The organism is Bacillus sp. 5w2, assembly GCF_054353775.1.
Genome location: NZ_JBTIWT010000007.1, coordinates 181,078 through 206,220, shown reverse-complemented (window position 1 = coordinate 206,220; position 25,143 = coordinate 181,078). Strand labels below are relative to the sequence as shown.

Below are 25,143 nucleotides of genomic sequence, written 5' to 3'. Positions count from 1 at the left end.
AAAATAAGGCTATTCAAAGTAATAGCAATGATTTTTGGTTTTCCAGATTTTCCGAGTACTCCTAAAATAATACCTATGATAGGACACATTATTTCTAGCGCAAGTATATATTTAAAATAATGAGAGTAGAAAAAATGGGATGATATAAATAAGTATTCAATCATTACAGCAATTACTGCAATAGAGAAAAATAAATAGGATAATAGCATAGTTATTTTTTTCACGATTATTCCCCCCTTAGAAATTAAATCGCTACAATAATAAGTTCTATATACTTTGATCAAAACATACTGAAGTACTATGTAAACAGTTATATGTAAAATAGATCTCTAGAAATATATATTCTAATTCCCCTTCCTTCTTGCATATAGTTGCAATTCTTCTTTTGAATATAACTAAAACACGAACGTTATCAGCAACTAATAAAAAAACATTCGATTATTTATTGACATTGTTTATGAAATATTGTTAATATAGCCATAGAAACAATAATATATAAGACCTCATATAATCGCGGGGATATGGCCTGCAAGTCTCTACCTAACGACCGTTATTCGTTAGACTATGAGGGAAAGTCACTCGGTATTTTTCTATTCACAAGGGATACGTATGCCTGAGTAGAGCGCTTTCTCTCATAGTAAAAGAGAAACTGTTCTATTTCAGGCTTTTTTTATTTGAATCGGGGGGATTCTAATATGAAATCACTAGTTGGAGTCATAATGGGAAGCACGTCAGACTGGGAAACAATGAAATATGCTTGTGACATTTTAGATGAATTAAATATACCGTATGAGAAAAAAGTTGTATCTGCTCATCGGACTCCGGATTATATGTTTGAATATGCAGAGACAGCTCGTGAACGTGGGTTGAAAGTTATTATTGCTGGAGCTGGTGGAGCAGCGCATTTACCAGGAATGGTTGCAGCGAAGACGAATCTTCCTGTAATCGGAGTTCCAGTTCAATCAAAAGCGTTAAACGGCTTAGATTCATTATTATCCATCGTCCAAATGCCAGGAGGGGTTCCGGTTGCAACTGTTGCAATTGGTAAGGCTGGTTCAACAAATGCTGGTTTACTTGCTGCACAAATACTTGGATCATTCCATGATGATATACATGATGCTTTAGAATTGAGACGAGAAGCAATTGAAAAAGATGTGCGCGAAGGTAGTGAGCTAGTATGACGAGAATCATTTTACCTGGAAAAACAATCGGCATTATTGGAGGCGGCCAGTTAGGAAGAATGATGGCATTGGCAGCTAAGGAGATGGGATATAAAATTGCTGTTTTAGATCCTACAAAAAATTCACCATGTGCACAAGTTGCTGATATTGAAATTGTTGCACCATATGACGATTTAAAAGCAATTCAGCATTTAGCAGAGATCAGTGATGTTGTCACATATGAATTTGAGAATATTGATTATAGATGTTTACAATGGCTTGAAAAACATGCGTACTTACCGCAAGGCAGTCAGTTGTTAAGTAAAACGCAAAATCGTTTTACAGAAAAGAATGCAATTGAAAAAGCGGGATTACCAGTAGCAACGTATAGATTGGTTCAAACTCAAGAGCAGCTTACTGAAGCAATCGCCGAGTTATCATATCCTTCCGTCTTAAAAACGACGACAGGTGGATATGATGGGAAAGGGCAAGTTGTTTTAAGAAGTGAAGGTGACATTGATAAAGCGCGAGAGCTTGCGAATGCAGCAGAATGCATTTTAGAGAAATGGGTGCCTTTTGAAAAAGAAGTATCAGTTATTGTGATTCGTAGTGTAAGTGGTGAAACGAAAGTATTTCCGGTAGCGGAAAATATTCATGTAAATAACATTTTGCATGAATCTATCGTTCCAGCTCGCATTACAGAAGAACTTTCTCAAAAAGCAATCGCTTATGCAAAAGTGCTCGCGGATGAACTAGAACTTGTGGGAACACTAGCGGTAGAGATGTTTGCTACAGCTGATGGTGAGATTTACATTAATGAATTAGCACCAAGACCTCACAATTCAGGCCACTATACACAGGATGCATGTGAAACGAGTCAATTCGGTCAACATATTCGAGCAATCTGTAATTTACCTCTTGGAGAAACAAATTTGTTAAAACCAGTTGTCATGGTAAACATTTTAGGCGAACATATAGAAGGGGTCCTAAGACAAGTGAATAGATTAACCGGGTGCTATTTACACTTGTATGGAAAAGAAGAAGCAAAAGCGCAGCGAAAAATGGGGCATGTTAATATTTTAAATGATAATATTGAAGTCGCTCTAGAAAAAGCGAAGAGTTTGCATATTTGGGACCATCAAGAACAACTGTTGGAGGGAAAAAGATGATTAGTCGTTATACACGCCCAGAAATGGGTGCAATTTGGACGGAAGAGAACAAATTTAAAGCGTGGTTAGAAGTTGAGATTTTAGCTTGTGAAGCATGGGCTGAGCTTGGCGATATTCCAAAAGAAGATGTTAAAAAAATTCGTGAGCATGCATCATTTGATATTGATCGTATTTATGAAATTGAAAAAGAGACACGTCATGACGTCGTTGCATTCACTCGTGCTGTATCAGAAACACCAACATTAGGTGAGGAACGTAAATGGGTTCATTACGGTTTAACATCTACAGACGTAGTAGATACAGCGTTATCTTACATCTTAAAACAAGCGAATGAAATCATATTAAAAGACTTAGAAAACTTTGTAAGCATTTTAGCTAACAAAGCGAAAGAGCATAAATACACGATCATGATGGGAAGAACACACGGTGTTCATGCAGAACCAACAACATTTGGTTTAAAACTTGGTCTTTGGTATGAAGAAATGAAACGTAACGTAGAGCGTTTCAAGCAAGCTGCTGATACAGTTCGCGTTGGTAAATTATCTGGTGCGGTTGGTACATACGCAAATATCGATCCATTCGTAGAAAAGTATGTTTGTGAAAACTTAGGATTAGAAGCAGCACCGATTTCAACACAAACATTGCAACGTGATCGCCATGCTCATTACATGTCAACACTTGCACTAATCGCAACATCTATCGAAAAGATGGCGGTTGAGATTCGTGGTTTACAAAAGAGTGAAACACGTGAAGTTGAAGAGGCTTTCGCAAAAGGCCAAAAAGGTTCTTCTGCAATGCCACATAAACGTAATCCAATTGGATCTGAAAATATGACTGGTTTAGCTCGTGTTATCCGCGGTTATATGATGACAGCGTATGAGAATGTTCCATTATGGCATGAGCGTGATATTTCTCACTCTTCGGCAGAACGCGTAATTTTACCAGATGCTACAATCGCGTTAAATTATATGCTAAATCGCTTTGGTAATATCGTTAAAAACTTAACTGTATACCCAGAGAATATGAAACGCAATATGACGAGAACATACGGCTTAATTTATTCTCAGCGCGTAATGCTTACATTAATCGACAAAGGTATGGTACGTGAAGAAGCTTATGATATCGTACAGCCTAAAGCGATGGAAGCTTGGGAAACACAAGTACAATTTAAAGAGCTTGTAGAAGCTGATGAGCGTATTACGAGCAAGTTAACACAAGAAGAAATTAATGAATGCTTCAACTATGAGCATCATATGCAACACGTTGATACAATCTTTGAACGCCTAGGATTAAACGAAGCATAAAATTTCATATGGCACAGAATAGAGTCATTCTGTGCCATTCTTTATAAAAATATTATTCACATTTTTCAAACTACAGGGGGCTTGCGAAATGCAAAAGCTAGAATTGCTGTATGAAGGTAAGGCAAAAAGAATTTATCGTACAGAATCAGCAGATATGGTTTGGGTAGAGTACAAAGATAGTGCGACTGCTTTCAATGGGGAGAAAAAAGAGACGATTACAGGAAAAGGTCGTTTGAACAATGAGATTACAACTTTATTGTTCAGAAAGTTACAAGAAGTAGGAATTAAAACACATTTTATTGAGAAGTTATCTGAGATAGAGCAACTTGTTAAAAAAGTGAGTATTATTCCTTTAGAAGTTGTCACAAGAAATGTAATTGCAGGAAGTCTTTCAAAACGATTAGGAATGGAAGAGGGAACTGTACTTGCAGAACCAATCGTAGAATTTTACTTCAAAGATGATGATTTAGGAGATCCGCTTGTAACAGAAGATCATATTCGTGTATTAAACGTTGCATCGCCAGAGCAAGTAAGCGTATTACGAGATATGGCTCTACAAATCAATCAAGTATTGATTGAGCATTTCGCAAGCTGTCGTGTAAGATTAGTAGATTTTAAATTAGAGTTTGGTGTAACGGAAGAAGGAGAAATTATTTTAGCGGATGAAATTTCACCAGATACTTGCCGTTTATGGGATGAAACGAGCAATGAAAAGTTTGATAAAGACGTATTCCGTCGCGATCTTGGAAATTTAACAGATGCTTATGAAGAGATTTTAAAACGTTTAGGGGGAATTTCACATGTATAAAGTTAAGGTATATGTAACATTAAGAGAAAGCGTATTAGATCCACAAGGAACAGCGGTAAAAGGAGCACTTCATAGTCTTTCGTTTACAGAAGTACAAGATGTACGAATCGGAAAGTACATGGAACTAACAATTGATAAATCAGTATCTGACCTTGACGCAAAGGTAAAGGAAATGTGTGAAAAACTATTAGCGAACGTTGTAATGGAAGACTTCCGTTATGAGGTTGAGGAGGTTGTCGCACAGTGAAATTTGCAGTAATAGTATTTCCAGGTTCGAACTGTGATGTTGATATGTTCCATGCAATTAAAGATGAGCTTGGCGAAGAAGTAGATTACGTTTGGCACGATACAGAGAATTTAGATGAATATGATGCAATTTTACTACCAGGTGGATTCTCTTACGGCGACTACTTACGCTGCGGTGCTATTTCTCGCTTTGCTAACGCAATGAAAGCAGTGCAAAAAGCTGCTGAGCAAGGAAAGCCGATTTTAGGTGTTTGTAATGGATTCCAGATTCTTGTTGAATCAGGATTACTACCAGGAGCGTTAATGAGAAACGAAAACTTAAAATTTATGTGTCGCACTGTTCAGTTGCGTGTTGAAAATAATGAAACGATGTTTACATCACAATATGAAAAAGGTGCAGTGATCAATATTCCAATCGCACATGGTGAGGGGAATTACTATTGTGATGAAGAAACTCTTAAAAGATTAGAAGAGAATAATCAAATTGCATTCCGTTATGTGGAAAATCCGAACGGAAGCGTTTCAGATATTGCTGGTATTGTAAACGAAAAAGGAAATGTTCTTGGTATGATGCCACATCCAGAGCGTGCTGTAGATGAACTACTTGGCGGTGCTGAAGGATTAAAAGTCTTTCAATCTATCTTAAAACAGTGGAGGGAAACATATGTCGTTAATGCTTGAACCAAATCCAACACAAATTAAAGAAGAGCGTATATATGCGGAAATGGGGCTAACAGACGAAGAGTTTGCCATGGTTGAAAAGATTTTAGGACGTCTGCCAAATTATACGGAAACAGGATTATTCTCTGTAATGTGGTCTGAACATTGTAGTTATAAAAATTCAAAACCAGTTCTTCGCAAGTTCCCAACAACAGGTGAGCGCGTTCTGCAAGGACCTGGAGAAGGCGCTGGAATTGTAGATATCGGTGATAATCAAGCGGTTGTATTTAAAATGGAAAGTCATAACCATCCTTCGGCTATTGAGCCATATCAAGGGGCAGCAACAGGCGTTGGCGGTATTATCCGTGACGTATTCTCTATGGGAGCACGTCCAGTAGCTCTATTAAACTCACTTCGCTTCGGTGAATTACAATCACCACGTGTGAAATATTTATTCGAAGAAGTAGTAGCAGGAATCGCAGGATACGGTAACTGCATCGGTATCCCTACTGTTGGTGGAGAAGTACAGTTTGATCCATGTTATGAAGGAAATCCACTTGTAAATGCAATGTGCGTAGGTTTAATTAACCACGAAGATATTAAAAAAGGGCAAGCGCACGGTGCCGGTAATACAGTAATGTACGTAGGAGCGTCAACTGGTCGTGATGGTATTCACGGTGCAACATTCGCATCTGAAGAACTATCTGAAAGCTCAGAAGCGAAGCGTCCAGCAGTTCAAGTAGGAGATCCATTTATGGAGAAACTTCTTATTGAAGCTTGCTTAGAACTTATTCAGTCGGATGCACTTGTTGGAATTCAAGATATGGGTGCAGCTGGTTTAACATCATCTTCTGCAGAAATGGCAAGTAAAGCAGGAATGGGTATTGAAATGTACTTAGATGATGTACCACAGCGCGAAACAGGAATGACACCATATGAAATGATGCTATCTGAATCACAAGAGCGTATGTTAATTGTTGTGAAAAAAGGTAGAGAACAAGAGATAGTAGATTTATTTGAGAAGTATGGTCTTGCAGCAGTTACGATGGGGAAAGTAACGGAAGACAAAATGCTTCGTTTATTCCATAAAGGTGAGAAGGTAGCTGAAGTACCAGCAGATGCTCTTGCAGAAGAAGCACCAATTTATCATAAGCCATCAAAAGAAGCAGCCTACTTTGCTGAATTCCAAGAAATGAAAATGGAAACGCCGAAAGTAGAAAATTATAAAGAAACGTTATTCGCGTTATTACAACAACCAACGATCGCAAGTAAAGAGTGGGTATATGATCAATATGATTATCAAGTACGCACAAGCACAGTTGTTACACCAGGTTCAGATGCAGCGGTTGTACGTGTACGTGGTACAGAAAAAGGATTAGCAATGACGACAGATTGTAACTCTCGCTACATTTATTTAGATCCAGAAATGGGCGGTAAAATTGCAGTAGCAGAGGCAGCGCGTAATATCGTATGTTCTGGCGGAGAGCCACTTGCAATTACAGATTGCTTAAACTTCGGTAATCCAGAAAAACCAGAAATCTTCTGGCAAATTGAAAAATCAGTAGATGGTATGAGTGAAGCTTGTCGCACATTACAAACACCAGTTATTGGCGGAAACGTATCGATGTATAACGAGCGTAGTGGGGAAGCAGTATACCCAACACCGACAGTTGGGATGGTTGGACTTGTACACGATTTAAAACATGTAACAACACAGGAATTTAAGCAAGCTGGCGATTTAGTTTATGTAATTGGAGAGACGAAAGCTGAGTTTGGTGGAAGTGAATTACAGAAAATGATGCACGGCAAAATTTTCGGTCAATCACCAAGTATCGATCTAGACGTAGAATTAAAACTTCAAAAACAAGTATTAGCAGCAATTCAAGCTGGCCTTGTTCAATCTGCACATGACGTTGCTGAAGGTGGTTTAGCAGTTGCAATTTCTGAAAGTGCAATTGGTGCGAACGGTTTAGGTGCTACTGTGAAATTAGATGGGGAAGCAACAGCAGCATTATTCGCTGAATCACAATCTCGCTTCGTTATAACTGTAAAACGTGAAAATAAGGAAGCATTCGAGAAAGCGGTAGAAGCAATTCAAGTTGGAGAAGTGACAAATACAAATGAAGTAACAATTCATAATGAAGAAAATGAAGTATTACTTACAGCAAATGTAGATGAAATGAGAAAGGCTTGGAAAGGGGCAATCCCATGCTTGCTGAAATAAAGGGGTTAAATGAAGAATGTGGCGTTTTCGGAATTTGGGGGCATGAAAATGCAGCACAAGTTTCGTACTACGGATTGCATAGTTTACAGCACCGTGGACAAGAAGGCGCAGGCATTGTTGTAAATAATGGTGAGAAAATTGTCGGTCACAAGGGGTTAGGTTTAATATCGGAAGTATTTTCAAGAGGTGAGCTAGAAGGCTTAAACGGAAAATCAGCAATTGGACACGTAAGATATGCGACAGCTGGCGGAAGTGAAGTTGCTAACGTTCAACCATTATTATTCCGTTTCTCCGATCATAGCATGGCGCTAGCTCATAACGGAAATTTAATTAATGCAAAAATGCTTCGCCGCGAATTAGAAGCGGAAGGAAGTATTTTCCAAACAAGTTCAGATACAGAAGTACTTTTACATCTTATTAAACGTAGTACGAAAGATTCGTTAATTGAAAGTGTAAAAGAGGCTCTAAATAAAGTAAAAGGTGCGTTTGCATATCTTTTACTAACTGGAAATGAAATGATCGTTGCGCTAGATCCGAATGGATTCCGTCCTCTTTCAATTGGAAAGATGGGGGATGCTTACGTTGTAGCATCAGAAACATGTGCTTTCGATGTAGTAGGTGCAACATATATTCGTGATGTAGAACCAGGTGAATTACTTATCATTAATGATGAAGGAATTCATGTAGATCGTTTTACAAATGAAGTAGATCATGCAATTTGTAGTATGGAGTACATTTACTTTGCACGTCCGGATTCTAATATTGCAGGTATTAACGTCCATGCAGCACGTAAAAACATGGGAAAACGTTTGGCGGCAGAAGCTCCTATTGAAGCTGATGTTGTTACTGGTGTACCAGACTCTAGTATTTCGGCAGCAATTGGTTATGCGGAGGCAACAGGCATTCCATATGAGTTAGGGTTAATTAAAAATCGTTACGTTGGACGTACGTTTATTCAACCTTCTCAAGAACTGCGAGAGCAAGGGGTAAAGATGAAGCTTTCGGCAGTAAGAGGTGTAGTTGAGGGGAAACGAGTGGTTATGATTGACGATTCTATCGTAAGAGGAACGACGAGTAAACGAATTGTTCGTATGCTTCGCGAGGCTGGAGCGACAGAAGTTCATGTAAGAATTGCTTCACCACCTCTTAAGTATCCATGTTTCTATGGCATTGATATTCAAACGAGAAAAGAATTAATTGCAGCAAATCATACAGTAGAAGAAATCCGTGAAATAATCGGTGCAGATTCATTAACATTTTTAAGTGAAGATGGATTAGTAGATGCAATTGGACGTCCATATGAAGGGAAATACGGCGGTCTATGTATGGCGTACTTCAATGGAGATTATCCAACAGCTCTTTATGATTATGAGCAAGAGCTTTTAGAAAGTATGAAATAAGGAGAAAAAAGCTTCTACTTCTTTTGATGTAGAAGCTAGCTTCTTTCTTAAAACAGCCCGCCCTGGATAGGGAGAAATTAAAAGACGAGGTGTAGATAACGATGGCGAATGCATATAAGCAAGCAGGAGTAGATATTGAAGCTGGATATGAAGCGGTATCTCGCATGAAAAAACACGTACAAACAACAATGAGAAAAGAAGTACTAGGCGGTTTAGGCGGTTTTGGAGGTATGTTTGATCTATCAAAATTTGCATTAGAAGAACCTGTATTAGTATCTGGAACAGATGGCGTGGGAACGAAATTGATGCTCGCTTTTATGGCAGATAAACATGACACAATTGGTATTGATGCAGTAGCAATGTGTGTAAATGATATTGTTGTCCAAGGAGCAGAGCCGCTTTTCTTCCTTGATTATATTGCTTGTGGTAAAGCTGAACCTAGTAAAATTGAAAACATCGTCAAAGGTATATCAGAGGGCTGTCGCCAAGCTGGTTGTGCATTAATTGGTGGAGAAACAGCTGAAATGCCAGGAATGTATTCTACGGAAGAATACGATTTAGCTGGTTTTACAGTTGGAATTGTTGATAAAAAGAAAATTGTAACAGGTGAAAAAATTGAAGCTGGTCAAGTATTAATAGGCTTAGCATCTAGCGGTATTCATAGTAATGGTTATTCTTTAGTACGAAAAGTATTACTAGAAGATGGAGAACTATCTTTAGATCGCATTTACGGACGCTTAGAACTACCTCTTGGTGAAGAATTATTAAAACCAACGAAAATTTATGTCAAACCTATTTTAGAACTATTGAAGAAACATGAAGTATACGGTATGGCGCATATTACAGGTGGCGGGTTCATTGAAAATATTCCACGTATGTTACCAGAAGGAATCGGTGCAGAAATTGAATTAGGATCTTGGAAAATTCAACCGATTTTCAGTTTACTTCAAGAAGTTGGAAAACTAGAAGAGAAAGAAATGTTCAATATTTTTAACATGGGTATTGGTATGGTAGTTGCAGTGAAGGAAGAAGAAGCGAAAGATATCGTTCGTCTTCTTGAAGAGCAAGGAGAAACAGCTCGTATTATTGGACGTACTGTACAAGGGTCTGGCGTTACCTTTAATGGGGGCACAGCACTATGAGTAGATTAGCAGTTTTTGCTTCTGGAAGCGGCTCTAACTTTCAATCTCTCATCAATGCGGTAGAAGAAAAAAGATTAGACGCAGATATTAGTTTATTAGTATGTGATAAACCAGAAGCACGTGCTGTTGGACGGGCACATTATCATCATATTCCATGTTTCGCTTTTTCAGCGAAAGCATATGAGTCAAAAGAAGCATTTGAAAAAGAAATATTAAAGAAGCTAGAAGAGTATGAAATTGATTATGTTATTTTAGCTGGATATATGCGTTTAATTGGACCGACTTTACTAGAAGCTTACGGCGGGAAGATTATTAATATTCATCCATCACTATTACCGAGTTTTCCAGGGAAAGATGCTGTTGGTCAAGCGTTAGAAGCAGGTGTGAAAGTAACTGGAGTAACAATTCATTATGTAGATGCAGGTATGGATACAGGGCCAATTATTGCGCAAGAAGCAGTAGTTGTTTCTGAAGGGGATACGAGAGAAAGCTTACAAAAGAAAATTCAACAAGTTGAACATAAATTATACGTAAATACAGTGAATCAAATTGTTCAATCTGTTAAAGAACCAACTGTTAACTAACATACAACCAGGGGTGAAGGATAAATGAAAAAGCGTGCATTGGTAAGTGTTTCAGATAAAACAGGAGTAGTGGAATTTGTTAAAGGTTTACTAGAACAAGGGATCGAAGTTATCTCAACAGGTGGTACGAAAAAATTACTAGAAGAAAATGGCTTACAAGTAATTGGTATTTCTGAAGTAACTGGGTTCCCAGAAATTATGGATGGTCGCGTAAAAACATTACATCCAAACATTCATGGTGGTCTATTAGCAGTTCGCGATAATGAAACGCATGTAGCGCAAATGAATGAGTTAGGTATTCAGCCAATTGATTTTGTTGTTGTTAACTTATACCCATTCAAAGAAACAATCGCTAAGCCTGATGTAACATTTGCTGATGCAATTGAAAATATTGATATCGGTGGTCCAACAATGATTCGCTCTGCTGCGAAAAATCATAAATTTGTATCGGTAATTGTAGATCCAGTAGATTACGATGTTGTATTAGCAGAACTGAAAGAGAACGGTGAAGTAAAAGAAGAAACAAAACGTAAATTAGCAGCGAAAGTATTCCGTCATACAGCGGCATATGATGCGTTAATTTCTAATTACTTAACAGCGCAAATGGGTGAAGAAAGCCCAGAAACATTAACAGTGACATTTGAGAAAAAACAAGATTTACGCTATGGAGAAAATCCACATCAAAAAGCAACATTCTATAAAGCGCCATTCGCGGCAACTTCTTCTGTTGCGTATGCAGAACAATTACACGGTAAAGAATTATCTTATAACAATATTAACGATGCAGATGCAGCACTTAGTATTGTAAAAGAATTTACAGAGCCAGCAGTAGTAGCAGTAAAACATATGAATCCATGTGGTGTTGGAGTGGGTACTGACATTCATGAAGCATACACACGCGCTTATGAAGCGGATCCAGTATCAATCTTTGGAGGTATTATCGCAGCGAATCGCGAAATTGATAAAGCTACAGCAGAAAAGTTACACGAAATTTTCTTAGAAATTATTATTGCACCTTCTTTCTCAAAAGAAGCTTTAGAAGTGTTGCAAAGTAAGAAGAACTTACGCTTACTAACTGTAAATATTGAAAAAGCGACAAGTGCAAGTAAAAAACTAACTTCTGTACAAGGTGGACTTCTTGTTCAAGAGGAAGATACGTTATCATTAGATGAAAATACAATTTCAATTCCGACGAAACGTGAACCGTCAGAGCAAGAATGGAAAGATTTAAAACTAGCTTGGAAAGTTGTAAAACATGTGAAATCAAATGCAATTGTTTTAGCAAATGATAACATGACAGTTGGTGTAGGTGCAGGACAGATGAACCGTGTAGGTTCGGCGAAAATTGCTATCACACAAGCAGGCGAAAAGGCGCAAGGTAGCGCACTTGCATCTGATGCTTTCTTCCCAATGCCAGATACGTTAGAAGAAGCAGCAAAAGCAGGAATTACAGCAATCATCCAACCAGGCGGATCAATCCGTGATGAGGATTCTATTAAAGTGGCGGATAAGTATGGGATTGCTATGGTGTTCACTGGCGTACGTCATTTCAAACACTAATAGAGGTTGTTTAAAAAGTCCGGTCAAGATAACCTTAACATATCGTCGTTGCATAGCCAGTGCGGTACTCATGTAGGAAAGCTACACTCCGTGTCCTCCTGTCAAATGCGCCTCGACCTGCTCGGTTCTCTTGATCCTCCTTTTTAAACTTACATTGATATGAAAACAAACTAGGAGCATAGCTTCTAGTTTGTACTTATTTAAGTATTGGGGGATGAAATATGAATGTTTTAGTAATCGGCCGCGGTGGGCGTGAGCATGCTTTAGCTTGGAAGTTTGCACAATCTGCAAAAGTGAAAAAGGTGTATGTAGCACCAGGTAATGAAGGTATGCGAGATGTTGCAACACCCGTTGATATTGATGAAAATGATTTTGATGCATTAGTCTTATTTGCAAAAGAGAATCATGTGGAGTTAACTTTCGTTGGACCAGAAATTCCACTTATGAATGGAATTGTTGATCGTTTTAAAGAAGAGGGACTTCGCGTATTTGGTCCGAATAAAGCGGCTGCTGTTATTGAAGGTAGTAAAGCTTTTACAAAAGAGCTTATGAAAAAATATAGTATTCCAACTGCGGCGTACGAAACTTTTACAGACTATGAAGAAGCAGTACAGTACATTCAAAAAGTTGGTGCACCAATTGTTATTAAGGCAGACGGCTTAGCGGCTGGTAAAGGTGTAACGGTAGCAATGACACTTGAAGAGGCATTACAAGCTGCGAAAGAGATGCTACAAGATGTAAAGTTCGGCGAAGCAAGTAAGAAGGTCGTTATTGAAGAGTTTTTAGATGGACAAGAATTTTCATTAATGGCATTTGTGAATGGAACAACTGTGCATCCGATGGTAATTGCTCAAGATCATAAACGAGCTTTTGATGGTGATAAAGGTCCAAATACAGGTGGAATGGGTGCATATTCTCCAGTACCACAAATTCCGGAATCAGCAGTTCAAGAGGCGATAAAAACTGTATTACACCCCACTGCTAAGGCGATGATTGCAGAAAACCGTTCGTTTACAGGTATTTTATACGCGGGACTTATTTTAACAAATGATGGTCCAAAGGTAATTGAGTTTAATGCTCGCTTTGGTGATCCTGAAACGGAAGTTGTATTACCTCGCTTAGAAAATGATTTAGTTGATGTATGTAACGCTGTATTAGATGAGAGTGAACTAACGTTACAATGGTCAGAAGAAGCAGTTATTGGTGTTGTACTTGCTTCGAAAGGATACCCAGAAGCATATAAAAAAGGTGATATTATTAGCGGATTAGATGCATTGCAAGATGTGATTGTTTTCCATGCGGGTACAGTAATGAAACATGGGGACTTTGTAACAAACGGTGGCCGTGTATTATTTGTTGCTTGTAAGGCGAATAGTTTACAAGAAGCGAAAGATAAAGTATATAAAGAAATCGGTAAAATTGAGAGTGATGGTCTATTTTATCGAAGTGATATAGGATATCGTGCAATTGGACATGAGATGACGAGAAGCTAATATTATGAAGATAAGAAAGGTGGGGAATGGTGTAGTCCATTCTCCACTTTTTTATATTATTTTATTTAGGTAGTTTTATAAGGTCGATAATGTCAGGGCAGTGTAATTGATAAGTTATTGCTGTTGATGAAACTTTTTTAGAAATTTTTTGGCAAGAGTTATTGGAATATTGAATTTCCCTGTCTTCTGTATTTCGACCGCTTGTTTTTGAGTAATCAACATCATAATACAAAGATGTCGTTTCTCTTCCTTTTTTTACTGTTAAATCTATGATGAGAGGCTCATCTTTTTCGTTAAATTGAGTGATTCGAATGGAGTGACTCTTATTTGCATTATATTTTTTAATGAAGGTATCTAATTTTTCGATATTGTAAACTGTATCATTCTTTTGAATGACATCACCATATTTTTCGGCGGTTTCAAAACTATATTCTTTATTGGATGTATCAATCGTTGGTCGTTTATTTGAGCAAGCGACAAGATTGAATGAGAGTAGTGTGATAAAGAATAAACTAGTTTTTTTATAGTAGTGTTTGATATGCAAAGCTAACCACCTCCATATATAACATTATATTTGTATTTTACAATATATTTAAAAAGAAAACATCATCATTGAAAAATATTTAGTAATATAGTATTAAAAAAATCCCGCTGATTTCTCAGCAGGATTTTTTATGCATCTTTATCTTTTTTCAATTTTCCTTTTTGCTTTGCCATTTCTCGAAGTAAATACTCGATGTGTGCATTGACGCTACGAAACTCATCATTCGCCCATTTTTCGATGACTGCGTGTAATTCAGGATCAATACGTAATGGAAAGCTTTTCTTTTTAGCCATAAGGATTTACAACCTTTAATATAGGCTTCCTGTATTAATAACTGGTTGCGCACCTTTATCTGAAACGATGGCAACTAATAAATTGTTCACCATATTTGCTTTACGCTCGTCATCTAATTCGAGTACGCCTTCTTCATCTAACATATGGATTGAATCTTTCGCCATCTTCACAGCACCTTCAACAATCTCTTTTCTAGCAGCTAATACTGCTTTCGCTTGTTGACGTTGTAGCATTGCATGGGCAATTTCTGTTGCGTAAGCTAAATGTGTTAAACGAGTTTCTAATACTTCTACGCCAGCGATTTCAAGGCGTGCTTCTAATTCACGCTTTAATTCTTCAGAGATTTCTTCAGTATTTCCCCGTAACGTGATACAAGTTTCATCTTGGAAATTATCATAAGGATATTTTGTTGCGACGTGGCGGATTGCCGTTTCACTTTGAATTTCTACAAATCGATCGTAATGTTCAACACCGAACATTGCTTTTGCAGAATCAACAACTTTATATACGATAACGGCCGCAATTTCAATTGGATTTCCCTCAACATCGTTTACTTTTAATTTCTTACTATTAAAGTTTTCAACACGTAACGATACAGTTTGACGGAATGCGAATGGAATTGTTAAAAATAAACCGTTTTGACGAATTGTTCCTAAATAATTACCGAAAAACGTAATGACTTTTGCTTGGTTTGGTTGAACAATACCAATACCTGTAGCAAGAACTGCAGCTAAAATAATAGTTAATGCTGCTCCTATGAAAATTTCTTGTACAAGGAAAAATACGCCGATAGCAGCTAAAATTAAAATCCCGATAACACCAAGAAAACCATTAACATAAAAAACTTGTTTTTCTTTCATATGATCGCCTCCTGATATAAAAATGATATCACTTTTATATCATTTTAAGCAAGGGGTTTACACCTAATTTTCTGAATTTTATTGATTTGGTATCTCTTATGTACATTTTAAGATTCAAAACAAGAATGTACGTTCTGTTTTGTGGTAAAATAAAGAAGACTTAACCGCCCACTGCAGCAGCTAAGTCTCTTTGAGAGCATCTTGCATCGTGACAAATGATTCAAAGCGGTTTTGCCAGGATTATATCTTCAATCGCTGACTCAATCTCTTTGTCAGAAGCGTCATAATTTCCATTTGACTTTGATTTGTCATCATTGGAAGTTTGATTCACTTCTTCTTTAGTATGTTCCTTTTCAGTAAAATTCATGCTAGGCATTTTAAATGCCCCCATATTCATGTATTTTCCGAATTTCCACATTTCAACAACAGGGCAGAAACGAACAATTCCCTCTGCAACTTTCATTGCACCAATCCATAGCAAAATGTTAGACCAAGTGCACCAAGGTTTGCGTACGAGTTTAGTTGCACTACAACCGAAGAGAACAAGTCCGAGTGTAATTCGAATTAGGGCATTTATTGTACCGATATTTTGCTTCATTAGAAAAACACTCCTTTTTATGAAAGTTGAAATAGATAATACTATTTCTTTTATTAGTATCCCATTTGATTTTTGGGATATGTAATCCAACATTTGACGTGGAAAAAGATGTTGGAATGTGCGTGTGTGTAAGTAGCTTTTTTTGTTATAATGAAAGAATGCATAAAAGGAACTTCAAAATTAAATCCTCTCGTTTAAAAAATATGGAAGAGGTAATTCCAAACTTAATTCTCCGTTTTAAACAAATATTTAAGATGAAGTTAAAACAATAATGATGAAAATAAACTGTTATTTTGAACAGAAATATATATAACTCGAGAAAAGAAAGGGTGTTTTCATGTACGATATTTCCGGGTGGAAACATGTATTTAAGCTTGATCCAAATAAGGAGTTAAGCGATGAACATTTAGAAATGATTTGTGAGTCTGGAACGGATGCTGTTATTGTAGGCGGAAGTGATGGAGTGACAATTGATAATGTACTACACATGCTAGTTAGCATTCGTAGATATGCAGTTCCTTGTGTATTAGAGGTTTCTGATGTGGAAGCAATTACACCAGGATTTGATTATTATTATATCCCAAGCGTTTTAAATAGCCGAAAGGTAGAATGGGTAACAGGCGTTCATCATGAGGCTTTGAAAGAATTTGGGGATATTATGGACTGGGACGAAATTTTCATGGAAGGGTATTGTGTTTTAAATCCGGAAGCGAAAGTAGCCCAGCTTACAGATGCGAAATGTGATGTAAGAGAAGATGATGTGATTGCATACGCGCGTTTAGCAGACAAGCTATTACGTTTACCGATATTTTATTTAGAATATAGCGGTACGTATGGAGACGTTGAACTTGTTAAAAATGTAAAAGCAGAATTAAAACAAGCGAAGTTGTATTATGGCGGCGGTATTTCTAATGCAGAACAAGCGAAAGAAATGGCACAGTACGCTGATACGGTAGTGGTTGGAAATATTATTTATGATGATATAAAATCCGCGTTAAAAACAGTTAAAGCAGTAAAAGGAGAGTAGGTGCAGGCGTATATGAGTAAGACAGATAAGTTATTAAATGGTTTAAATCCGCAGCAACAAAAAGCAGTACAAACAACGAACGGACCACTTCTATTAATGGCAGGCGCAGGTAGTGGTAAAACACGTGTGTTAACACATCGTATTGCGTATTTACTTGGTGAAAAAGGTGTAGCACCATGGAATGTACTAGCCATTACCTTTACAAATAAAGCAGCTCGTGAAATGCGCGAGCGTATTGATACACTTGTTGGACCAGAAGCAGAAGATATTTGGATTTCGACGTTCCACTCTATGTGTGTACGTATTTTACGACGTGATATCGATCGTATTGGTATTAATCGTAACTTTACAATCTTAGATTCAGGCGATCAGTTAACTGTAGTCAAAAAAATTATGAAAGAGCGCAATATTGATCCGAAAAAATTTGAGCCGCGCTCTATTTTAGCTGGTATTAGTAATGCGAAAAATGAATTGTTATCTGCAGATAAATATGCAAAAAAAATTACAATCGCTGATCCATATGAAAAATTAACGAGCGACGTGTATACAGAATATCAAAAACGTCTTCTGAAAAATAATTCATTAGACTTTGATGATTTAATTATGACAACAATTCAGCTATTTGAACGTGTTCCAGAAGTACTAGAGTTTTATCAGCGTAAGTTCCAATATATTCACGTGGATGAGTATCAAGATACGAACAAAGCGCAGTACCTTCTTGTTAAACATTTAGCAGCACGTTTTAAAAATTTATGCGTTGTAGGTGACTCAGATCAGTCTATTTATCGCTGGCGTGGTGCGGACATTTCTAACATTTTGTCATTCGAAAAAGACTATGAGAATGCGCAAGTTATTCTGTTAGAACAAAACTATCGTTCGTCACAAAATATTTTAAATGCAGCGAATGCTGTTATCGAGAAAAATACGAATCGTAAACCGAAGAAATTATGGACAGATAATCAAGTTGGAAGCAAAATCTCGTATTATCGTGCTGCAACGGAAAAAGACGAAGCATATTTTGTTGCGAAAAAAATTCGTGACGATATTCAAATGGGAAAACGAAAATATACTGACTTTGCAGTGTTATATCGTACAAATGCTCAGTCTCGTATGGTCGAGGAGATTTTCCTGAAATCTAATATTCCTTACAAAATTGTCGGCGGCACGAAGTTCTACGATCGTAAAGAGATTAAAGATATTTTGGCGTATTTACGTTTAATTGGGAATCCAGATGATGAGATTAGTTTCGCGCGTATTATTAACATGCCAAAGCGCGGAATTGGTGCGACTTCTATCGATAAAATTATCAATTACGGTGTACAAAATGGAATTTCATTAACTGCTGTATTCGATGAGATCGAGCATGTTGGTGTAAGTGCAAAAATAACAAAGGCAGTAAAAGAATTCGCAGGTCTATTACACAACTGGGTAAATATGCAAGAGTATCTATCTGTTACAGAGTTGGTAGAAGAAGTTATTGAAAAAACAGGCTATCGCGATATGTTGAAAAACGAGCGTACTTTAGAAGCCGAAGGTCGTTTAGAGAACTTAGATGAGTTTTTATCTGTTACGCAAACATTTGAATCTCAAAGCGAAGATAAGAGCCTTGTTGCATTCTTAACAGACTTAGCACTTGTTGCTGATATCGATCGTGTAGATGAAGATCCAACTGCTGGTGAGGAAGTTATTTTAATGACGATGCACTCAGCGAAAGGATTAGAATTCCCAGTTGTATTTATTGTTGGTTTAGAGGAAGGAATATTCCCGCATACGCGTTCTTTAATGGAAGAAGATGAAATGCAAGAAGAGCGTCGTCTCGCTTATGTAGGTATTACTCGTGCAGAAGAAGAGTTATATTTATCCAATGCACAAATGCGTACTTTATTTGGTAGAACAAGCATGAACGCCGCATCTCGATTTATTACAGAAATCCCGGCAGAGCTAGTGGAATCGTTAAATGAAACAGCGCCGAAACGTGAAACTTCGTTTGGTGCAAAAGGAAGAACGGCCAGTAGCAGTAGAACGACAACGACAACGACAACACGCTCTCGTTCAGCTTTCGCGCGTCCTGCAGCTAAGACGACAGGCGGCGAACAAATCGGCTGGGCAGTAGGCGATAAAGCTTCCCACCAAAAATGGGGAGTCGGTACAGTTGTAAGTGTAAAAGGTGAAGGTGATGCAAAAGAGTTAGATATTGCGTTCCCAAGCCCAATTGGTGTTAAACGCTTATTAGCAAAATTTGCACCTGTGACGAAACAATAGGAAAGGAATGAGGATATGTCAAAAGAGATAGCAAAAAAACGTATAGAAGAACTGCGTGATTTGTTAAATACATTTAACTATCAGTATCACGTATTAGACAATCCTTCTGTTTCTGATGCGGAGTATGACCGTAATATGCAGGAGCTTATAAAATTAGAAGCAGAGAACCCAGAATTTATGAGTGAAGACTCTCCCTCCATTCGCGTTGGTGGGACTGTTCTTGATATATTTGAAAAAGTAACACATAAGTCACCAATGTTAAGTTTAGGAAATGCGTTTAACGAAGGCGATTTACGTGATTTTGACCGAAGAGTACGTCAAGGAATTGATGATGCGAATGTAAGATATATATGCGAATTAAAAATTGACGGACTTGCTGTTTCGCTTCATTATGAAAAAGGACGCTTTATTCAAGGGGCAACACGTGGTGATGGCGTAACGGGTGAAGATATTACTCAAAACTTGAAAACGATTAAAGCGATTCCGCTTCGTTTAAATGAAGAAGTAACGTTAGAAGCTAGAGGCGAAGCTTATATGCCGAAGCGTTCATTCGTTAAGTTAAATGAAGAAAAAGAGCAAAATGGTGAAGATGTATTTGCGAATCCGCGTAATGCGGCAGCAGGTTCAATACGCCAACTTGATCCGAAAATTGCAGCGAAGCGTAACTTGTCTATGTTTGTGTACGGTCTTGCGAATGTAGAAGAAAAAACAATTCCATCACATAGTGAATCGCTTGATTTCTTAGGTGAACTTGGGTTCAAAACAAATCCAAATCGTCGTACATGTGAAACAATCGAAGAAGTTATAGCTTATGTAGAAGAATGGCAAGAAAAACGTCCGCATCTTGATTATGAGATCGATGGAATCGTTATAAAAGTAGATGATGTTGCCCTTCAAGAAAGTTTAGGAACTACAGCAAAGAGTCCAAGATGGGCAATTGCTTATAAATTCCCGGCTGAAGAAGTTGTAACAAGATTAACAGGCATTGAATTAAGTGTTGGTCGCACAGGGGTTGTAACACCGACTGCAGAGCTAGAGGCAGTGAGAGTGGCTGGTACTATCGTTCGTCGTGCTTCTTTACATAACGAAGATTTAATTCGTGAAAAAGACATTCGAATTGGTGACTATGTTGTTGTGAAGAAGGCCGGAGATATTATTCCAGAAGTTGTGAACGTTATTTTTGATAAGCGTACTGGCGAGGAAGAAGAATATCATATGCCAACGCATTGCCCAGCATGTGAGAGTGAACTTGTTCGTTTAGAAGAAGAAGTAGCGCTTCGATGTATAAATCCGACTTGTCCGGCTCAAATTCGTGAAGGGTTAATCCATTTCGTTTCAAGAAATGCAATGAATATTGATGGACTTGGAGAACGTGTCATTACACAACTCTTTGATGCAGATTATATTCGTACATTTGCTGATTTATATTCGTTGACGAAAGAGCAATTATTACAGCTAGAACGATTTGGCGAAAAATCAGCAACGAATTTAGTACAAGCGATTGAGAATTCTAAAGAAAACTCATTAGAGCGATTATTATTCGGTCTTGGTATTCGCCATGTCGGAGCAAAAGCAGCACGTACATTTGCAGAGCATTTTGAAACGATGGATGCACTTGTGAAGGCAACGGAAGAAGAACTAAAAGCAATTAATGAGATTGGTGAAAAAATGGCTCAATCCGTCGTGACGTATTTTGATAATGAAGACGTATTAGAGTTATTACAACAATTTAAAGAGTATGGCGTGAATATGAAATACAAAGGCATAAAAATTGCTGATTTACAAAATGTTGAGTCGTACTTCGCAGGAAAAACTGTCGTTTTAACAGGGAAATTAGAAGTTATGGGACGTAGTGAAGCGAAGAAAAAGATTGAGGCATTAGGTGGAAAAGTAACAGGAAGTGTTAGTAAAAGTACGGATTTAGTTGTTGCGGGTGAAGCGGCAGGTTCGAAATTAGCACAAGCGGAGAAACATAATGTTGAGGTTTGGAATGAAGAGAGGTTCTTACAAGAGCTAAATAAGTAAGAGGTGCAAACTTACCATGAAAAAAATAGCATTAGCGGTATTAAGCCTTGGTCTACTAGTAAGTGGGTGTAGTGCAGGTGCCGATAAAGATGACAAAGTGGTTGAGAAATCGGGGAAAGCAAAAGAACAAGCAATCGTTCCGAAGTACTCTATTTCGGATGAATATTATAAGACGACTATTCCATTTGATGGAGGAAAGGCACGTGGCTTAGTTGTGCAAGGAGTAAGTAATCGTCTTGATATAGATGAATTTGAAACAGGATTAATGCGTATTGCGAAAGAATCATTTAGTACGAAAGATAATGTTTTAAAAGGCGGAAAGGCCCTAAAAACTCAGGATATACAGATGCTTGTTAAAAGAAAACGTACAGATGCAGAACAAAAGGAACTAGAAGATACATTAAAAAAAGATGCGGTTAACTTCCCGAACATAGGGTTAAATCCCGCATTAGGTGCAGGATCCGAATCACTAGAAGTGAAAAATAAAAAAAATCCAATATATATTTCAAATATTTTAGAGCATGATTATTATGTGAACAAAGGCGAAAAAGATGAGCGTAGCGGCATTACAGTTGGATTAGCGATGAATTCGGTTCATTATTACGAGGAAGAGCATGGTTACCCGCGTGAAGCTACAATCTCGAATGAAAAAATGTTAGCTGAAGGGAAAAAAATGGCGCAAGAAATCTTGAAAGTTATGCATCAACGAGATCCTGAAACCAAAACCCTTCCGATAACATTTGCAATTTATCGTCAGGCTCCGAAGTCTTCGCTCGTACCAGGTAACTTTGTTTCTTATGCGAATGTCGAAAAAGGCAGCGAAACGGTTGAGGATTGGAAACAAATTAATGAGAAATATTATTTGTTCCCATCTGAACAAGCGAAAACAGATAATAAACGTGAAGATCTGGCGAGAGTATCGAACTTTAAATCAAAACTAAGCGATTATTTCCAAGGCGACTATACAGCTGTTATCGGTACCGGTATGTATAGAGATGATGAATTAAGAGAAATAAAGCTTGATATTCCTGTCCAGTTTAATGGGAAAGCAGAAATAATTGGCTTTACACAATATGTAGCTGGGCTTGTTATGGAATACTTCCCGAATTATATGAAAGTACAAGTAACGATTAAATCTGTAGAACGCCCAGAAGCGATTATTATACGTGAAGCGAAGCAAGATGAACCATTTGTGAAAATTTTAGATTAAATAGGAGGGCTGTTCCTTTATGGAACGGCTTTTTTTCTTGAAGAATTTTGTTATAATTTAAAATGTTATAAATAATGGGGTAAGGGGTAAAGCACATGGACGAATTGAGTTTTCAAGTCATTATTTTATTAATTGCATTCGGATTTTTAGCAGCTTTTATTGATTCAGTTGTTGGCGGTGGAGGATTAATTTCGCTTCCAGCACTTATGTTTGTTGGTTTACCACCAGCTTCGGCAATTGCAACGAATAAATTAGCTGCAACGATGGGGACGTTTACGAGTGCGATTTATTTTATTCGATCGGGAAAGGTCGATTTTAAAATTGTAGGAAAGTTAATCCCGTTAACTGTTATAGGAGCAGTCGCAGGTGCTTTAGTAGTAAAGTTTATTCCGCCGGATATTTTACGTCCGTTAGTACTTGTAATGTTGGTGTTTATTGCCATTTATATTATTGCGAAAAAGGATTGGGGAAGTGTATCTACCTATAAGAAGATGACGAAAAGAAAAACATTAATATTTTTCTTTGTTATTTTAATGATAGGGTTTTACGATGGATTTTTTGGACCAGGGACAGGATCCTTTTTAATTTTTGCATTTTTATTAATTGGTTTGGATTTTATTCAAGCGGCAGCATCTGGAAAACTTTTGAACTTTGTTAGTAATATCGTATCTTTAATTACTTTTTTATTTTTAGACGTAATTCATTTTGAATACGGTATTATTATGGGATTATCGATGATTTTGGGCGCTTATTTTGGATCGAAGTTTGCAGTTCAAAAAGGTGTTGGATATGTAAGGACTTTATTTTTATTAGTAACTATTTTATTAATCGGAAAAAACATTTTGGAATATACTCATATTTTTTAGAGTTATACGTATGTATAACTCTATTTTTTTATTATATTTTAAAAATTAATTAATTTTTAAAATATAAGTCTAGGAATATTTGAATAAATCTAAATTATCGTGTAGAATAATGTTGTAAAATGTAAACGTTTTTCTAAGGGGAGGCTAAAAAGAATGGTAGTAGCATACAAACATGAGCCATTTACAGATTTTTCAGTAGAGGCTAACAAATTAGCGTTTGAAGAAGGTTTAAAGAAAGTAGAATCTTATCTTGGACAAGACTATCCATTAATTATTGGGGGAGAAAAGATCACTACAGAAGACAAAATTGTTTCTGTAAACCCTGCAAATAAAGAGGAACTTGTTGGTCGCGTTTCAAAAGCAAGCCGTGAGTTAGCTGAAAAAGCAATGCAAGTAGCGGATGAAACATTCCAAACTTGGAGAAAGTCAAAACCAGAAATGCGTGCAGACATTTTATTCCGTGCTGCAGCAATCGTTCGTCGCAGAAAACATGAATTCTCTGCTATTCTTGTAAAAGAAGCAGGTAAACCATGGAATGAGGCAGATGCTGATACAGCAGAAGCAATCGACTTTATGGAATATTATGGTCGTCAAATGTTAAAATTAAAAGACGGAATTCCAGTAGAAAGCCGTCCAATTGAATATAATCGTTTCTCTTACATTCCACTAGGAGTAGGTGTTATCATTTCTCCTTGGAACTTCCCATTCGCAATTATGGCAGGTATGACAACAGCTGCTTTAGTTTCTGGTAACACAGTATTACTAAAACCAGCTAGTACAACTCCTGTAGTAGCAGCGAAATTCATGGAAGTATTAGAAGAAGCTGGCTTACCAGCTGGCGTAGTAAACTTCGTTCCAGGTAATGGTTCTGAAGTTGGTGACTACTTAGTAGATCACCCTCGTACACGTTTCGTGAGCTTCACTGGATCTCGTGATGTAGGTATCCGTATTTATGAGCGTGCAGCGAAAGTAAACCCAGGACAAATTTGGTTAAAACGCGTTATCGCTGAAATGGGTGGTAAAGATACAATCGTTGTTGATAAAGAAGCAGATCTTGAATTAGCAGCTAAATCTATCGTTGCATCAGCATTCGGATTCTCAGGACAAAAATGTTCTGCATGTTCTCGTGCAGTAATCCATGAAGATGTATACGATCACGTATTAAATCGTGCGGTTGAATTAACGAAAGAATTAACAGTAGCTAACCCAGCTGTATTAGGTACAAACATGGGTCCTGTTAATGACCAAGCTGCATTCGATAAAGTAATGAGCTATGTTGCAATTGGTAAAGAAGAAGGTAGAATCTTAACAGGTGGCGAAGGAGACGATTCTAAAGGCTGGTTCATCCAACCAACAATCGTTGCTGACGTTGCAGAAGATGCTCGCTTAATGAAAGAAGAAATCTTTGGACCAGTAGTAGCATTCTGTAAAGCAAAAGACTTTGATCATGCACTTGCAATTGCAAACAATACAGAATACGGTTTAACAGGTGCTGTTGTTACTAACAACCGTGACCATATTGAAAAAGCACGTGAAGAATTCCATGTGGGTAACTTATACTTCAACCGTGGATGTACTGGTGCAATCGTAGGTTACCAACCATTCGGTGGCTTTAACATGTCTGGTACAGACTCTAAAGCTGGTGGCCCTGATTACTTAGCACTTCACATGCAAGCAAAAACTACTTCTGAAACTTTATAAGAAATA

General features: G+C 37.4%; 23 protein-coding genes and 1 riboswitch. Of the genes, 18 read left to right on the top strand and 5 right to left on the bottom strand.

Annotated features, from left to right (window positions below):
• A partial coding sequence (locus ACXY7N_RS15080; protein WP_488592447.1) for a hypothetical protein occupies positions 1-224 on the bottom strand: 224 nt, incomplete at its 3' end.
• Positions 225-483: 259 nt separating this feature from the next.
• Positions 484-585: riboswitch (purine riboswitch) on the top strand.
• Between the two features lie 110 nt (positions 586-695).
• On the opposite strand from ACXY7N_RS15080, the gene purE reads away from it, so the two are divergent.
• The 12 genes from purE to purD all read left to right on the top strand — a co-directional run bounded on the left by purE (position 696) and on the right by purD (position 13,750).
• Positions 696-1,181 carry a 5-(carboxyamino)imidazole ribonucleotide mutase gene (gene purE, locus ACXY7N_RS15075; RefSeq protein WP_000839367.1) on the top strand — a complete coding sequence of 162 codons (486 nt, stop codon included), beginning with the start codon at positions 696-698 and terminating at the stop codon, positions 1,179-1,181.
• The gene (gene purK / locus ACXY7N_RS15070) at positions 1,178-2,329 is read left to right on the top strand and encodes a 5-(carboxyamino)imidazole ribonucleotide synthase (protein WP_098560671.1); all 1,152 of its coding nucleotides are present in this window, start codon (positions 1,178-1,180) and stop codon (positions 2,327-2,329) included. Before purE ends, purK begins: the two co-directional genes overlap by 4 nt.
• Positions 2,326-3,633, top strand: a complete 1,308-nt coding sequence (gene purB / locus ACXY7N_RS15065; protein WP_000625687.1) for an adenylosuccinate lyase — start codon at positions 2,326-2,328, stop codon at positions 3,631-3,633. The genes purK and purB overlap by 4 nt, the downstream gene beginning before the upstream one ends.
• Before the next feature lie 88 nt (positions 3,634-3,721).
• Complete coding sequence (purC, locus tag ACXY7N_RS15060; protein ID WP_016089556.1) at positions 3,722-4,441, top strand: phosphoribosylaminoimidazolesuccinocarboxamide synthase; 720 nt, start codon at positions 3,722-3,724, stop codon at positions 4,439-4,441.
• A complete protein-coding gene (gene purS, locus ACXY7N_RS15055; protein ID WP_000278820.1) occupies positions 4,434-4,688 on the top strand; it encodes a phosphoribosylformylglycinamidine synthase subunit PurS in 255 nt (84 codons plus the stop codon). The genes purC and purS overlap by 8 nt, the downstream gene beginning before the upstream one ends.
• A complete protein-coding gene (gene purQ / locus ACXY7N_RS15050) occupies positions 4,685-5,368 on the top strand; it encodes a phosphoribosylformylglycinamidine synthase subunit PurQ (RefSeq protein ID WP_000666781.1) in 684 nt (227 codons plus the stop codon). Before purS ends, purQ begins: the two co-directional genes overlap by 4 nt.
• On the top strand, positions 5,352-7,571 hold the full coding sequence (gene purL / locus ACXY7N_RS15045) for a phosphoribosylformylglycinamidine synthase II (RefSeq protein ID WP_016089555.1): 2,220 nt from the start codon (positions 5,352-5,354) through the stop codon (positions 7,569-7,571). Before purQ ends, purL begins: the two co-directional genes overlap by 17 nt.
• The gene (gene purF, locus ACXY7N_RS15040; RefSeq protein WP_000879028.1) at positions 7,556-8,971 is read left to right on the top strand and encodes an amidophosphoribosyltransferase; all 1,416 of its coding nucleotides are present in this window, start codon (positions 7,556-7,558) and stop codon (positions 8,969-8,971) included. Before purL ends, purF begins: the two co-directional genes overlap by 16 nt.
• 101 nt (positions 8,972-9,072) lie before the next feature.
• On the top strand, positions 9,073-10,113 hold the full coding sequence (gene purM, locus ACXY7N_RS15035) for a phosphoribosylformylglycinamidine cyclo-ligase (protein WP_088083170.1): 1,041 nt from the start codon (positions 9,073-9,075) through the stop codon (positions 10,111-10,113).
• The gene (purN, locus tag ACXY7N_RS15030) at positions 10,110-10,697 is read left to right on the top strand and encodes a phosphoribosylglycinamide formyltransferase (RefSeq protein WP_016089553.1); all 588 of its coding nucleotides are present in this window, start codon (positions 10,110-10,112) and stop codon (positions 10,695-10,697) included. The genes purM and purN overlap by 4 nt, the downstream gene beginning before the upstream one ends.
• A 24-nt stretch (positions 10,698-10,721) precedes the next feature.
• The gene (gene purH, locus ACXY7N_RS15025; RefSeq protein ID WP_488592446.1) at positions 10,722-12,257 is read left to right on the top strand and encodes a bifunctional phosphoribosylaminoimidazolecarboxamide formyltransferase/IMP cyclohydrolase; all 1,536 of its coding nucleotides are present in this window, start codon (positions 10,722-10,724) and stop codon (positions 12,255-12,257) included.
• A gap of 221 nt (positions 12,258-12,478) precedes the next feature.
• Positions 12,479-13,750: a phosphoribosylamine--glycine ligase gene (gene purD / locus ACXY7N_RS15020; protein WP_016089551.1), complete on the top strand. Its 1,272-nt coding sequence runs from the start codon at positions 12,479-12,481 to the stop codon at positions 13,748-13,750.
• Between the two features lie 61 nt (positions 13,751-13,811).
• Here purD and ACXY7N_RS15015 read toward each other — a convergent pair whose 3' ends face one another.
• The 4 genes from ACXY7N_RS15015 to ACXY7N_RS15000 form a co-directional block, all read right to left on the bottom strand.
• The gene (locus tag ACXY7N_RS15015) at positions 13,812-14,294 is read right to left on the bottom strand and encodes a DUF4362 domain-containing protein (protein ID WP_098986127.1); all 483 of its coding nucleotides are present in this window, start codon (positions 14,292-14,294) and stop codon (positions 13,812-13,814) included.
• Positions 14,295-14,422: 128 nt separating this feature from the next.
• Positions 14,423-14,587, bottom strand: a complete 165-nt coding sequence (locus ACXY7N_RS15010) for a type II toxin-antitoxin system antitoxin (protein ID WP_001085171.1) — start codon at positions 14,585-14,587, stop codon at positions 14,423-14,425.
• 15 nt (positions 14,588-14,602) lie between these two features.
• Positions 14,603-15,448: an SPFH domain-containing protein gene (locus ACXY7N_RS15005; RefSeq protein WP_016089549.1), complete on the bottom strand. Its 846-nt coding sequence runs from the start codon at positions 15,446-15,448 to the stop codon at positions 14,603-14,605.
• 220 nt (positions 15,449-15,668) lie between these two features.
• The gene (locus tag ACXY7N_RS15000) at positions 15,669-16,046 is read right to left on the bottom strand and encodes a YgaP family membrane protein (protein ID WP_016133482.1); all 378 of its coding nucleotides are present in this window, start codon (positions 16,044-16,046) and stop codon (positions 15,669-15,671) included.
• Between the two features lie 337 nt (positions 16,047-16,383).
• Here ACXY7N_RS15000 and pcrB point away from each other — a divergent pair, with 337 nt between their 5' ends.
• From pcrB to pruA, 6 genes are all read left to right on the top strand, one after another.
• Positions 16,384-17,073, top strand: a complete 690-nt coding sequence (pcrB, locus tag ACXY7N_RS14995; RefSeq protein ID WP_088083172.1) for a heptaprenylglyceryl phosphate synthase — start codon at positions 16,384-16,386, stop codon at positions 17,071-17,073.
• Positions 17,074-17,085: 12 nt separating this feature from the next.
• Positions 17,086-19,335 (top strand): DNA helicase PcrA, encoded by a 2,250-nt coding sequence (gene pcrA, locus ACXY7N_RS14990; protein ID WP_116329471.1) that lies wholly within the window; start codon positions 17,086-17,088, stop codon positions 19,333-19,335.
• Between the two features lie 15 nt (positions 19,336-19,350).
• Positions 19,351-21,360, top strand: a complete 2,010-nt coding sequence (gene ligA / locus ACXY7N_RS14985) for an NAD-dependent DNA ligase LigA (protein WP_016133484.1) — start codon at positions 19,351-19,353, stop codon at positions 21,358-21,360.
• A 16-nt stretch (positions 21,361-21,376) separates the two neighbouring features.
• Positions 21,377-22,570: a CamS family sex pheromone protein gene (locus ACXY7N_RS14980; protein WP_016089545.1), complete on the top strand. Its 1,194-nt coding sequence runs from the start codon at positions 21,377-21,379 to the stop codon at positions 22,568-22,570.
• Between the two features lie 95 nt (positions 22,571-22,665).
• Positions 22,666-23,436: a TSUP family transporter gene (locus ACXY7N_RS14975; protein WP_016089544.1), complete on the top strand. Its 771-nt coding sequence runs from the start codon at positions 22,666-22,668 to the stop codon at positions 23,434-23,436.
• 153 nt (positions 23,437-23,589) lie between these two features.
• On the top strand, positions 23,590-25,137 hold the full coding sequence (pruA, locus tag ACXY7N_RS14970) for an L-glutamate gamma-semialdehyde dehydrogenase (protein ID WP_000259557.1): 1,548 nt from the start codon (positions 23,590-23,592) through the stop codon (positions 25,135-25,137).
• The last annotated feature ends 6 nt before the right edge of the window (positions 25,138-25,143 follow it).